Source organism: Psychrobacter sp. Marseille-P5312 (genome assembly GCF_900291405.1).
Lineage (GTDB): Bacteria > Pseudomonadota > Gammaproteobacteria > Pseudomonadales > Moraxellaceae > Psychrobacter > Psychrobacter celer.
The window spans coordinates 1,262,647-1,276,928 of record NZ_OLML01000001.1; the positions used below are offsets into that span (position 1 = coordinate 1,262,647).

A 14,282-nucleotide genomic window follows, 5' to 3' on the forward strand; every position below is an offset into this window, starting at 1 on the left:
GCAGACAAGGTACGGGCGGCAAATATTTTTAGTATTACGGGCCGTATCGCTATGTTTGATAAGACAAAACGCTGTTGTATTGTGAACTGATTGTTCCTTTTTTACCACATAATGGATAAATTTGTAATTATCGCCCAGTCATTTTATAATTGCAGCTACTTAACTGGCACGAGTTTTGTGCGAATTGATAAGTGGTCATGATATAGTGTCGTCTAGAGCTTCTCTATTCATACTGGTATTCATATTTGGTTACAGCTGGACAATGTCAATAGACCCAAACCCAACTGACGGTTTGAATGTTCTTGTTAACTGTTCTATTTTTAAACACTTAGCGTCAGGTTTGCACCCTTATAGATAACACAATCGCAAGATAACAAAACACGGTTATCTTGTGATAAGTGCGACCAGTAAAAATAGACTAGTTAATCGATCTTACTCATGTTTATTTTCTTTGTTGTATAATAGACAGGTTGTTTGACCGATCTGTTTGCCAAGCAGTTGTAAACCGAGCAGTCGTAGACAAAGTATCAATACCTTACCACATGATTCTTTCTTCACCTTTAGCACAAACTAAACGAAGTCAGCTAGCTCTTCCTTACTTTATTCGTCTCGTGTGTTGCTCTACGCTTAATTGACACAATCCCGACCTATGTCATGCGTTGATAGCAGATACAGGAGTATAACCGCAAAAAGGATGCCCGCTGTGAAAAGCAACCGACCTATTGATCTGCCTTTAAGCCAAGTAATTAGCGTTAATCGCTCACCGATTGCGATCGCTTCTATCTTGCATCGTATCTCTGGCATTATTTTATTTTTATTGATTCCTGTCATGCTGTGGTTACTACAGAACTCATTGGCGTCGCCTGAGAGTTTTGAGACCGTGTTTGACAACGTACTTGTGCGCTTTTTAGCATGGATATTTGTGGCTGCGATTGCTTATCACTTTGTGATGGGTATCAAGCACTTATTTGCTGATATGGGCATGAACGAAGAGCTAAAATCTGGCCGCGCCGCATCTAAGGTCAGTTTTGTGATTGCAGCGATTTTAATTGTCGCGTCATTTGTATGGGTGATGTTCTAATGATTAAAAATGATTCAGGAATCAAAAGCGCAACTGGTCTGACAGGTTCAGGCTCACGTGATTGGATTGTCCAGCGTATCAGCGCGGTCGTTTTGGCCGTTTATAGTGTGGTGTTGCTGGGTTTCTTTTTGACCCATGGCGATGTCACTTATCTTGAGTGGTCATCATTTATGACCAGCTTACCGATGCGTCTGTTTAGCTTGGTCGCTGTAGTGGCACTTGCAGGCCATGCTTGGGTAGGTATGTGGACCGTATTCACTGACTATATTACCTCAGGCAAGATGGGTGAGAGCGCGCCAAGATTGCGTTTGGTGTTACAGACTTTGATGATTATCTCTATTTTAGTCTTTTTATTTTGGGGCATCATGATCTTTTGGGGTAATGGCTTTGGTGTCGTTGCTGTTTAATGATGAGGTGAGCACCCAGATTGGGTGGTAACGCCAAAATATCGATAAAAAATGGATGGCTGTAAACGTGATTGATAGCTTGGTTATCACTGCCATTCATATATAGCCGAAAATAGTCATAGCATTGGGTTTGGCTGCTTATTTATATTATGTCTAATATTTTATGATTAAAAAGACAAATGCGCTGATAGGGCGCTCGATAGATAAGTCGCCGAGCATAATACCGCTCAGCCCAGTATAACGATAGATATGCAAATTAAGTGGTTAAAGGCTAGATGTGTCATGTGCTTTAGGTAAGCTGCACTGAGAGAATAAATATTGGTGTACAGACACAGGACAGATAGCCTTTTTATTTACTTCTAAGCATTAACAGGCATTAGGAAAACCGTAATGGCAACTAGACAAGATAATACCATTAGTAATATTAAGACCCTAAACTACGATGCCGTCATCGTCGGTGGTGGTGGTTCAGGGATGCGTGCTTCACTGCATTTGGCTGAATCAGGCATGAAGGTTGCAGTTTTGACCAAAGTATTCCCAACCCGCTCGCACACCGTCGCAGCCCAAGGTGGCATCGGTGCAAGTTTGGGTAACATGAGCAATGATAACTGGCATTTTCACTTTTATGACACGGTAAAAGGCTCGGATTGGTTAGGTGACCAAGACGCGATTGAATACATGTGCCGTGAAGCACCAAAAGTTGTCTATGAGCTTGAGCACATGGGCATGCCGTTTGACCGTAACGAAGATGGCACGATTTATCAGCGCCCATTTGGTGGTCATACCTCAAACTATGGCGAAAAAGCAGTACAACGCGCGTGTGCGGCAGCTGACCGTACAGGTCACGCCCTGCTACATACGCTGTATCAAAAAAACCTAGAGCAAGGCACCGAGTTCTTTATCGAGTGGATTGCGCTTGATTTGATCAAAGATGAAGATGGCAACATCAATGGTGTGGTGGCGATTGAGCAAGAAACTGGTACCATCGCTGTCTTCCAATCACCAATCACCGTACTAGCGACAGGTGGTGCAGGCCGTATCTTCGCCGCGTCTACCAACGCCTATATCAACACAGGTGACGGTATTGGTATGGCTGTGCGTGCTGGTATCCCGCTACAAGATATGGAGTTCTGGCAGTTCCACCCAACCGGTGTGCATGGTGCAGGCGTACTATTGACCGAAGGGTGTCGCGGTGAAGGGGCTATCTTGCGTAACAAAGATGGCGAAGCGTTCATGGAGCGTTATGCGCCAACGGTCAAAGACCTAGCGCCTCGTGACCTTGTATCGCGCTCGATGGACCAAGAAATCAAAGAAGGCCGCGGTTGTGGTCCGAACGCTGACCATATCGTAATGGACATGACGCACCTAGGTGTCGATACCATTATGAAGCGTCTACCATCAGTGTTTGAGATTGGTAAAAACTTTGCCAACGTCGACATCACCAAAGAGCCAATTCCAGTTATCCCGACCATTCACTATATGATGGGCGGTATTCCAACCACGATTCATGGTCAGGTCATCGTACCAGATCTAGAAGCGGGTACCGATGAAAACGGTCTATACGCTAAAGGCAACGTGGTGAAAGGCCTCTATGCCATCGGTGAGTGTGCGTGCGTCAGTGTCCATGGTGCCAACCGCTTAGGTACCAACTCACTTCTTGACTTGGTGGTATTTGGCCGCGCGGCTGGTAAGCACATCGTTGATGAGTTCCACCATGCCGACCACAACTATAAGCCATTAGATCCACGTGTGCTTGACTTCACCATGCGTCGCCTAGACAAGCTGCAGCAGTCTACTGAAGGCTACAACGCGCAAGATGTCGCTGATGAAATCCGCGCTACCATGCAAAAACATGCCAGCGTATTCCGTACCCAAGCCATCATGGACGAAGGTGTCGAAAAAATCTTGGCACTGGGTGAAAAAATCGACAAGATCCACTTGGCCGATAAATCACAAGTCTTTAACACTGCTCGTATCGAGGCCTTTGAAGTGGCAAACTTATACGAAGTTGCGAAAGCCACGATGATTTCAGCGGCGCATCGTCACGAAAGCCGCGGCGCGCACAGTGTCTCTGACTACGATCGCCCAGAGGATGATGATTACGCACCAAATGGCCGTAACGATCACGAGTGGATGAAGCATACCTTGTGGTATTCTGAAGGCAACCGCATCATTTACAAGCCAGTTCGTAAAGTGCCGTTAACAGTCGACTATATCGAGCCAAAAGTCCGCGTCTACTAATGGTAGACGCCGCGCCTGATATATACTCGATATATAAACTGCGCAAACGTTTTATCCCTTATTCATTTATTAAAAGGTGACCGCCAGCTACATGCACTTGCTCGCGCTAATGATAAGTCAGTCGTTAGCGCGGTGAGGTCGCAGTCTTTGTATGCCCGCCATCACCTATGTGTGGAGTTTAGCATTATGAGCCGAGGTACTCGCACCATCGAAATCTATCGCTACGATCCTGATGTGGACGCAGCGCCGCGCATGCAAACCTATACGATTGAGCTGTTAGACTCAGATCGTATGTTGCTTGACGTGTTATTACGCCTAAAGAAAGAAGATGAGACCCTCACTTTCCGCCGCTCTTGCCGCGAAGGCATTTGTGGCTCTGATGGCATGAACATCAATGGCAAAAACGGTCTTGCATGTCTTATCAACATGAACACCTTGCCAGAAAAAGTCACCGTCCGTCCTCTACCAGGTCTGCCTGTGGTTCGTGATTTGGTCGTCGATATGAACCAATTCTATGAGCAATACGAAAAAGTACACCCGTACTTAATCAATGATCAGCCAGCACCGCCGACAGAGCGTCTGCAATCACCTGAGCAGCGCGAACAACTAAACGGTCTGTACGAATGTATCTTATGTGCATGCTGTTCGACCAGCTGCCCATCATTCTGGTGGAATCCTGATAAGTTCTTAGGCCCATCAGCATTGCTACACGCCTATCGTTTTGTGGCTGATAGCCGTGACAGTGACACGCAAGCGCGTCTTGCTCGTCTGGACGATCCGTTTAGTTTGTTCCGTTGCCGCGGTATCATGAACTGTGTGTCAGTTTGTCCAAAAGGCTTGAATCCAACCAAAGCAATTGGTCATCTGCGTAATATGTTGATTGACCAAGCAGGTTAATCGTTTATAATTGCATGGTTTTTTACAGATACTGTAAAACAAACACCACCTAGCTATTAGGTGGTGTTTTTTATTGATTAGGGGGCGGGGGCTTCTCAACTGCGTCACCTACCTTTACAGAGAGCAGCGCAAGCGCGATGTGTTTTTAGCGTGCATCAATGACAGTATGATGGTAAAGCTATATTGACAGTACGTTGATCATGTGTAAGAAGGTCTGTGATAAAGGCGCGCGGCCTATATAATTAGATACGCAATACCATTAACCTGATAGAAGAAATCATACGGGTAAGCGCACATTAGCTCAGGGTTTTGATGAGGTATTTGCCTTTATTTAGGTAATTTTAGTGCTTGATTGAGCCGAATGCTTAGGAAGATTTTACCACTTCAGGTATAATGACAAGCTAGAATCAGCCAATAATGATATCATTATATTGATAATAGATATTCATTATGTAAATACCTAGTATTGAACAAACAAACTATGTCGTAAAAAGTAGACATGCTACCCTATACAGCAATGTATATTTGGCTAAGAGTGTCACCTATTTCATTGATAGGATAACAGTTCAGCAAAAATAGCCGTGTGAAAGGCTAGCTGAAAGCAGGAGGACTGGCGATTCATTGGTTGCTATTGCAACATCTATACATACCTTGCTAGCCATATGTGTCAGGTGAATAGTTGTTATGATCTTGCCACGACCAGCATGGATAACCAGTGGTTAATAAATGTTAGTTAATAGATTTGTTATGGCTTTTTGCATTATATATAAATTAATGTTGTGAAACGAGTTGGTTCAGAAAACTGAGCGTTCACGAATAGTTATATTTTTACCAACGGTATTGTAATAGCTGCGATCAGCACTACTTAGCTATTGTCGACACCGTATGTTAGCGGCAATGCAAAAATAGACGAGAGACAGTCAGCGCTCAATTTGCTTGACGTGAGTTAGTCAGAGGTTATCCAGACTTTTGACAATCAATAAGCGTTCAGTCAATAAACGCTCAGCCGCTGATGTGACACAAGGTTTACATAGCAGATATACGACAGATTACACAATAATAAGCACGATTCCATTCATTTATCTATCAAATAGACGATTATTATGAATAGTATAACCAAAGACGCAGCAGAGCTAGGACATACTGAACTGGCCGCTGACAATGCCAATTATATCGAAGCGCTCTACGAGCAATACCTAACAGATCCTGATAGTGTGGATGCAGACTGGCAAACGTATTTTGAACAGTACAAGTCGCCAAATGATGCCAAACACAATGCTATTAAGGATCAGTTTTTATTGCTGGCCCGCAATCAAACCGCCAATAAACTCAACACCGACACCAGTAGCGCGTCTGCTGGCAGTGCCGACTGTGCGGATCCTAAACAAATGGGTGTGCAGCAGCTGATCTCAGCTTACCGCCGCCGTGGTCATCGCCGCGCCAAGCTAGATCCATTAGATCTGCATCCGCGTGCCGAAGTAGAAGATCTGACGCTTGCGTATCACAACCTATCAGAGGCCGATCTCGATACGGTGTTTCCGACCAATGATTTAAACATCGGTAAAGACGAAGCGACACTCCGTGAGATCATCGAAATCATGGAGCGTGTGTACTGCCGTTATATCGGTGTTGAATACATGCACGTGACCACCAGCACCGAAAAACGCTGGATGGAAAAATACCTCGAGACCAACCTAGGCTATATCGAATTTGATAAAGAAAAACGCCTATCTATCTTAGAGCGTCTGACAGCGGCTGAAGGCCTCGAGAAATATCTGGCTCGTAAATACACTGGCGTCAAACGTTTCGGTCTAGAAGGCGGTGAGAGCTTTATCCCAGCTATTAATGAAATCATCCAACGGGCTGGCGGCTATGGCACCAAAGAGATGGTCATTGGTATGGCGCACCGTGGCCGTCTAAACCTATTGGTCAATATCTTAGGTAAAAACCCTGCCGATTTGTTTGATGAGTTCGATGGTAAGGTACAGCCAGAAAAAGGCTCAGGCGACGTTAAGTATCATAACGGTTTTTCTTCTAACGTGATGACACCAGGCGGTGAGGCGCATTTGGCTCTAGCCTTTAACCCCTCGCATCTTGAAATCGTGGCGCCTGTCTTACAAGGCTCGGTACGTGCACGTCAAGTTCGCCGTAACGACCAGCCATTTATGGACAACCAAGACGGTAACTCAGTATTGCCAATCGTTATCCATGGTGATGCTGCCTTTGCCGGTCAAGGGGTGGTTCAAGAAACCTTCCAGATGTCACAGACGCGTGCTTATACCACGGGTGGTACGGTTCATATCGTGATCAACAACCAAGTCGGCTTTACGACCAGCCGTCAAGAAGACGCCCGCTCAACCGAGTACTGTACTGATGTGGCCAAGATGGTGCATGCTCCTATCTTACACGTCAACGGCGATGACCCTGAGTCTGTGGTGTTTGCCGCGCAATTGGCACTAGACTACCGTCATGAATTTGACAAAGACATCATCATTGATTTGTTCTGCTATCGCCGTAACGGCCATAATGAAGCCGACGAGCCATCAGCGACGCAGCCTTTGATGTATGCGGTCATCAAAAAACTGCCTACGACGCGTACTATCTATGCACAAAAGCTCATCGCCGATGGCGTCCTTAGTGCAGAAGAAGAAAAACAGTACGAAGATGACTACCGTGAGTCGCTAGACCGTGGTGACTATGTCGCCAATGCCTTGGTCAGCGAGCCAAACGAAGCGTTATTTGTTGATTGGAAGCCCTACCTAGGTCATGATTTGGTCGATGAATGGGATACCAGCGTCGATATCGAAAAATTAAAAGAGTATGGCCGCCGTATGGCGCAAATGCCAGAAGGCTACAAGCTACAGCGCCAAGTACAAAAAGTGGTCGATCAGCGTCTAGCCATGCAAACAGGCGAAGAACCATTGAACTGGGGCGCCGCTGAAACCTTGGCTTATGCGTCATTGGTCGATCATGACAATGTCTTGGTTCGTATCACTGGTGAAGATGTCGGCCGTGGTACTTTTTCGCATCGCCATAGTGAGATCTACAACGTCAATGACGGCAGCATGTATGTGCCTTTATCGCATATCAGCGAAAACCAAGCACGTTTTGCCACTTATAACTCGTTGTTGTCAGAAGAAGCGGTACTGGCCTTTGAATACGGCTATGCAACCACCGTACCCAACGCGCTCATCGTTTGGGAAGCGCAGTTTGGTGATTTCGTCAACGGCGCGCAAGTGGTGATTGACCAGTTTATCTCAAGCGGCGAGACCAAATGGCAGCGCGTTTGTGGTCTGACCATGCTGTTGCCACATGGCTATGAAGGTCAAGGCCCTGAGCATTCATCAGCACGTCTTGAGCGTTTCTTGCAGCTATGTGCCGAAGACAACATGCAAGTGATTACCCCAACGACGCCTGCACAGATTTATCATGCCTTACGTCGTCAAGCGGTACGCCCAATTCGTAAGCCGCTTATCGTTATGTCACCGAAGAGCCTGCTGCGTCATAAGCTGGCAACCTCTCACCTAGAAGAGCTTGCTAACGGTAAGTTTGAGACGGTACTGCCAGAGATGGATGAGCACAATGCAGACAACATCACTCGTATGGTGCTCTGTGGTGGTAAGGTCTACTATGATCTACTTGAGCAGCGCCGTGCGCTTGGCCTTGATCATGTGGCCATCGTCCGTATTGAGCAGCTTTATCCATTGCCAGAAAAACGCTTGATTGCTGAGATCGAAAAATACAGCAACCTAAAAGAAATCGTTTGGACGCAAGAAGAGCCATTGAACCAAGGTGCTTGGTACTATCTGGCGCCGCATATGTTCCGTATCGTCGTACCACATCCAACCAAGGCAAAAGTCATGGAGCCAGTGGCACGTCCACCGAGCGCCGCTCCTGCGACAGGCTCGCCAAAACTGCATGCTCAGCAGCAGCAAGCACTGATCGCAGGTGGCCTTGGTATCAGTGTCGATAAGCTGGCAAAGTAAGATAAGTGACAGACGTTACAAGTTATAGAAGACACATGAAGCAGGCGATGACAGTCAGTACTGGCAATACCTATCAGTGACATTGTTGCAAACAGTATTGACTGCCTATCACGACTTAATAATGCAGATAAATATCCAAATCTAAGGAGTATATCGATGGCTGATATCAAAGCCCCCGTTTTTCCAGAATCGGTTGCCGATGGCACGATCGTCGAATGGCATGTCAGTGAAGGTCAGCAAGTAAACCGTGATGACCTATTGGCTGAAATCGAAACTGACAAAGTTGTTTTAGAAGTTGTGGCACCTGATGATGGTGTTGTGACCAAAATCGTCAAGCAAGTAGATGACACAGTACTATCTGACGAGCTGATCGCTGAGTTTGAAGCGGGCGCAAGCGGTAGCACAGACTCAAACGATGAGCCAGCAGTCAACCCAGACCAGCCAGCGGCACCAGTGCAAGCTAAGCAAGATACAGATGGCGGTGAGCCAGTACAAGGCACTGACAAAAAAGCCGAAGCTGACCATAAAGATCAAAGCCCAGCCGTTCGTAAAGCGGCCAAAGAGTCTGGCGTAGATCCGAAAAACGTCGAAGGCAGTGGCCGCGGTGGCCGTGTGACCAAGAGTGATATGGCAAACCCAACGCTAAAAGCTGACAGCTCTATCAAGTCAGATAGCGGTCGTCCTGTGGCAGAGTCAACTGGCGAGCGCACCGAAAAACGTGTCCCAATGACGCGCCTACGTAAGCGTGTCGCTGAGCGTCTACTGTCAGCTACTCAAGAAACTGCTATGTTGACGACCTTTAACGAAGTCAATATGAAGCCGTTGATGGACATGCGTACTAAGTACAAAGCTCAGTTCGAAAAACGTCATGGCGTACGTCTAGGCTTTATGTCGCTATTTGTCAAAGCGGCGACCGAAGCACTCAAACGCTTCCCAGCGGTAAACGCTTCACTAGACGGTGATGACATCGTTTATCATGGTTTTTATGACATCGGTGTGGCGGTATCATCAGATCGCGGCCTCGTCGTTCCTGTACTGCGTGATACTGACCGTATGAGCATGGCGGACATCGAAGCCAAAATCCGTGAATACGGTAGCAAGGCGCAAGAAGGCAAGCTTGGTCTAGACGAGATGACGGGTGGTACATTCACTATCTCAAACGGCGGTGTATTTGGTTCACTCATGTCAACGCCTATCTTGAACCCACCGCAAACTGCTATCTTGGGTATGCATGCCATCAACGAGCGCCCAATGGCGGTCGACGGTAAAGTTGAGATCTTGCCGATGATGTACCTAGCGCTGTCTTATGACCACCGTATGATCGATGGTAAAGAAGCGGTACAATTCTTAGTGACACTAAAAGAATTGGTCGAAGATCCTACTATGCTTCTTTTAGACCTGTAAGCTTCTAAGCTTGTATTGGCAATCGCTGATACAAGTTTTTTAACTTTGGTATCGGCCATTATCATTTGAGCAAAATCACGCTTAGCAATAATCAAGCCGTTTAGCTATGACATTTAGTTATGACGTTTAATGAAAATGCAGTCCTATAGGGCGGCGTCTGACGGCGGGTCGTTAGTAAGCTTTATCGAGCTGTCTGCATTTGAGGCAGCCTATTGGTTACTAAATACTTCATCAACTAGACAGATGATTGACTCTGTGGTTAAAGATGAGATCGGTCGTTATTGCACAAAAGTGACACCATCGTGCCGATATACCTCACACAACATGAGCAAAATCTAAAATAATCTAAAAAATAGGAACGTACTATGAAAGACAATTATGATTTGGTCGTCATCGGCGGCGGTCCTGGCGGTTATGAAGCAGCCATTCGCGCAGGTCAGCTTGGTATGAGCGTGGCCTGTATCGAAAAACGTGTTTATAAAGGCGAGCCTGCGCTTGGCGGTACTTGTCTAAACGTTGGTTGTATCCCATCAAAAGCCTTGCTGGATAGCTCGCATCGTTATGAAGCGACTAAGCATGACCTAGCTGAGCATGGCATCAGCACAGGTGATGTCTCTATCGATATCGAGCAGATGATCGCTCGTAAAGAAGGCATCGTCAAGCAGTTGACCGGCGGCGTGGCAGCATTGCTCAAGGGCAATGGCGTTGACTGGCTACAAGGCTGGGGTACGCTCATCGATGGTAAAGGTAGCGAGAAAAAAGTTAAATTTACCGCGCTAGAAGACGATAGCGAAACGACCATCACCGCAAAAAATGTCATTCTTGCGGCAGGCTCAGTGCCTATCGAAATTCCAGTGGCCAAAATTGACGGTGACCGTATCGTCGATTCAACTGGCGCACTGGACTTTACTGAAGTACCTAAACGCCTTGGTGTGATCGGTGCGGGCGTGATCGGTCTGGAGCTAGGCTCTGTATGGCGCCGCTTGGGTAGTGAGGTTGTGGTATATGAAGCGCTACCAAGCTTCTTGGCTGCTGCTGACAAAGACATCGCCAAAGAAGCCGGCAAACTGCTGAAAAAGCAGGGCCTTGATATCCGTGTCGATACCAAAGTTACCAACGCTGAAGTCAAAGGCGATCAAGTCGTTGTGACCAGCGAAGCCAAAGGCGAGTCGAGCGAGGAGAGCTTTGATAAGCTAATCGTCTGTGTCGGTCGCCGTGCCTACTCTGAAAAACTACTGAGCGAAGACAGCGGTATCACCTTGACCGAGCGCGGTCTAATCGATGTCGACGATCAGTGCAAAACCAATCTAGACGGCGTCTATGCCATCGGTGATCTGGTACGTGGTCCTATGCTTGCGCACAAAGCGATGGAAGAAGGCATGATGGCCGTCGAGCGTATCCATGGCGAAAAAGCTCAGGTTAACTACGACACCATCATCAACGTCATCTATACCCATCCAGAAATCGCATGGGTTGGCATGACTGAGCAAGAAGCCGAAGAAGCTGGTTATGAAGTCAAAACTGGCTCATTTAACCTAGCGGCCAACGGTCGTGCGCTCGCGCAAAGCGAAGGCCAAGGCTCTATCAAAGTCGTCGCCGATGCCAAAACAGATCGTTTGTTAGGTATGCATGCTATCTCTGCAGGCGCAGGTGACATCGTCCATCAAGGCATGATCGCGATGGAGTTTGTCTCTAGTATCGAAGACCTGCAGCTGATGACGTTTGCTCACCCAACGATCTCAGAAGCAGTACACGAAGCGGCGCTATCTGCAGATGGCCGCGCCATTCACGCTATCCAGCGTAAAAAGCGTAAAAAATAAGTCGTTCGCTACCGTTGCAAAACAAGCAAACAAATAAGCAAGTATCGATTTATGACTTGACTATTTAGGCGTCAATGATAGTGCTGCTATCGGCGCTGCTGCTATGGTCATAAGTGCGCCAAACTCTGGTCTACGCGCACTTATTTTCACTTTTTATTAATTGTAAAAAAACAAGGGATACAATCAATGAATTTACATGAGTATCAAGCAAAAGAGCTATTAAAAAGCTACGGATTGCCTATTCAAGAAGGCATCATCGCCCACAATGGCGACGAAGCTGCTGCTGCTTTTGACAAAACCCCAACCGATATCGCCGTCATCAAAGCACAGGTACACGCTGGTGGCCGTGGTAAAGCAGGCGGTGTAAAGCTGGTTAAGACTCGTGAAGAAGCCAAACAAGTGGCAGAAGAGCTCATCGGTACCAACTTGGTCACCTTCCAGACTGATGCTGATGGCCAACCCGTCAACTTCGTCTTGGTTGCAGAAGATATGTATCCAGTACAGACTGAGCTATATCTTGGTGCTGTGGTCGACCGTGCCACCCGCCGTGTGACCTTTATGGCATCAACCGAAGGTGGCGTGGATATCGAAGAAGTCGCTCACAACACACCAGAAAAAATCTTCAAAGTACATGTAGATCCTTTGGTTGGTCTCATGCCGTTCCAAGGGCGTGATGTGGCGTTTAAACTTGGCCTAGAAGGCAAACAAATCAACCAGTTCGTGAAATTGATGACTGGCGCATACAAAGCCTTTGTCGAAAACGACTTTGCCCTAATGGAAATCAACCCATTAGCCGTACGCGAAAATGGCGAAATCGTCTGTGTCGATGGCAAAATCGGTATCGACTCAAACGCTCTATATCGCCTGCCAAAAATCGCTGCGCTACAAGACAAAACGCAAGAAAACGAGCGTGAGCTAAAAGCTGCTGAGTTTGACCTAAACTATGTCGCTCTAGAAGGCAACATCGGCTGTATGGTCAACGGTGCGGGTCTTGCCATGGCGACCATGGACATCATCAAACTGTACGGCGGCAAGCCTGCTAACTTCCTAGACGTGGGCGGCGGTGCAACCAAAGATCGCGTTGTAGAAGCGTTCAAAATCATCCTAGAAGACAGCAGCGTAGAAGGCGTTCTTATCAACATCTTCGGCGGTATCGTACGCTGTGACATGATCGCAGAAGCCATCATCGCTGCGGTCAAAGAAGTCGACGTACAAGTACCTGTCGTCGTCCGTCTAGAAGGTAACAACGCTGAAAAAGGCGCGCAAATCCTAGAAGAGTCTGGTCTAAAATTGATCTCAGCTCAGGGCCTCGCAGACGCTGCACAGAAAATTGTCGAAGCTGTAAAAGCTTAATACCGATTGCGCCAGCGCCTTAGAGTAGGGCGATAAAACCAAACTCTAAGCATATAAGCGCTATCGCATAGTCGTCAAAGCGTGATGGCACTTGCTAGGCTCGGATAGTCATTGTCAGATCATCATTGATAGTGGTCATCAGTCGTCAAGTCGCTGTCACAAGACAACCGAATACAAGGAAAAAATAATGAGTGTATTAATCGATAAAGATACCAAAGTATTGGTACAAGGTTTTACGGGTAAAAATGGTACGTTCCATTCAGAGCAAGCCATCGAATATGGCACCAAAGTCGTTGGCGGTGTAACGCCAGGTAAAGGCGGTCAAACGCACCTAGGCTTACCAGTATTTAATACAATGGCGGAAGCCATGGAAGCGACTCAAGCTGACGCGTCTGTGATCTATGTACCAGCACCATTTGTACTAGACTCTATCGTTGAAGCAATCGATGCTGGCGTGAAGTTGATCGTTGTGATCACTGAAGGCGTACCGACTCTCGATATGCTAAAAGCAAAACGCTATCTTGAAGAAGCAGGCGATGTCCGTCTAGTGGGTCCTAACTGCCCAGGCGTCATCACGCCAGGCGAATGCAAAATCGGTATCATGCCAGGCCACATCCATCAGCCAGGTAAAGTGGGCATTATCTCACGTTCTGGTACCTTGACTTACGAAGCTGTAGCTCAAACTACTAAGCTTGGTTTTGGTCAGTCAACCTGTATCGGTATCGGTGGTGACCCTATCCCTGGTATGAACCAGATCGACGCGCTAAAACTGTTTGAAGAAGATCCACAGACCGAGGCGATCATCTTGATCGGTGAGATCGGTGGTACTGCGGAAGAAGAAGCCGCCGCTTATATCAAAGACCATGTGACGAAGCCTGTGGTCGGCTATATCGCTGGTGTCACTGCTCCAGAAGGCAAGCGTATGGGTCATGCTGGTGCGATCATCTCTGGTGGTCAAGGTACTGCAGAAGAGAAATTTAGAGCCTTTGAAGACGCTGGTATCGCGTATACACGTGACCCATCGAAGCTAGGCGATAAGCTAAAAGAAGTTACTGGCTGGTAAGGTAGGCGTCAGCATAAGTCTACAAAAAGC

The 14,282-nt window shown here is 47.0% G+C and carries 9 protein-coding genes; all 9 read left to right on the forward strand.

Annotation, left to right across the window (positions count from 1 at the left end; translation table 11 throughout):
* The first annotated feature begins 694 nt into the window (after positions 1–694).
* The 9 genes from sdhC to sucD all read left to right on the forward strand — a co-directional run bounded on the left by sdhC (position 695) and on the right by sucD (position 14,252).
* Entirely contained in the window at positions 695–1,081 is a 387-nt protein-coding gene (gene sdhC, locus C6W44_RS05480) for a succinate dehydrogenase, cytochrome b556 subunit (RefSeq protein WP_075101402.1), read from the forward strand.
* Between the two features lie 2 nt (positions 1,082–1,083).
* The gene (gene sdhD, locus C6W44_RS05485; RefSeq protein WP_075101435.1) at positions 1,084–1,488 is read left to right on the forward strand and encodes a succinate dehydrogenase, hydrophobic membrane anchor protein; all 405 of its coding nucleotides are present in this window, start codon (positions 1,084–1,086) and stop codon (positions 1,486–1,488) included.
* 390 nt (positions 1,489–1,878) lie between these two features.
* A complete protein-coding gene (gene sdhA / locus C6W44_RS05490) occupies positions 1,879–3,729 on the forward strand; it encodes a succinate dehydrogenase flavoprotein subunit (RefSeq protein ID WP_075101403.1) in 1,851 nt (616 codons plus the stop codon).
* Positions 3,730–3,915: 186 nt separating this feature from the next.
* On the forward strand, positions 3,916–4,626 hold the full coding sequence (locus tag C6W44_RS05495; protein ID WP_105244551.1) for a succinate dehydrogenase iron-sulfur subunit: 711 nt from the start codon (positions 3,916–3,918) through the stop codon (positions 4,624–4,626).
* Positions 4,627–5,729: 1,103 nt separating this feature from the next.
* A complete protein-coding gene (locus C6W44_RS05500) occupies positions 5,730–8,612 on the forward strand; it encodes a 2-oxoglutarate dehydrogenase E1 component (protein WP_105244552.1) in 2,883 nt (960 codons plus the stop codon).
* 156 nt (positions 8,613–8,768) lie between these two features.
* Positions 8,769–10,016, forward strand: a complete 1,248-nt coding sequence (gene odhB, locus C6W44_RS05505) for a 2-oxoglutarate dehydrogenase complex dihydrolipoyllysine-residue succinyltransferase (RefSeq protein WP_105244553.1) — start codon at positions 8,769–8,771, stop codon at positions 10,014–10,016.
* A gap of 365 nt (positions 10,017–10,381) precedes the next feature.
* Positions 10,382–11,836 carry a dihydrolipoyl dehydrogenase gene (gene lpdA / locus C6W44_RS05515; protein ID WP_105244555.1) on the forward strand — a complete coding sequence of 485 codons (1,455 nt, stop codon included), beginning with the start codon at positions 10,382–10,384 and terminating at the stop codon, positions 11,834–11,836.
* Between the two features lie 186 nt (positions 11,837–12,022).
* Positions 12,023–13,189: an ADP-forming succinate--CoA ligase subunit beta gene (gene sucC, locus C6W44_RS05520; protein WP_105244556.1), complete on the forward strand. Its 1,167-nt coding sequence runs from the start codon at positions 12,023–12,025 to the stop codon at positions 13,187–13,189.
* A gap of 187 nt (positions 13,190–13,376) precedes the next feature.
* Positions 13,377–14,252, forward strand: coding sequence for a succinate--CoA ligase subunit alpha (sucD, locus tag C6W44_RS05525; protein ID WP_075101409.1), 876 nt, complete (start codon positions 13,377–13,379; stop codon positions 14,250–14,252).
* Positions 14,253–14,282: the final 30 nt, after the last annotated feature.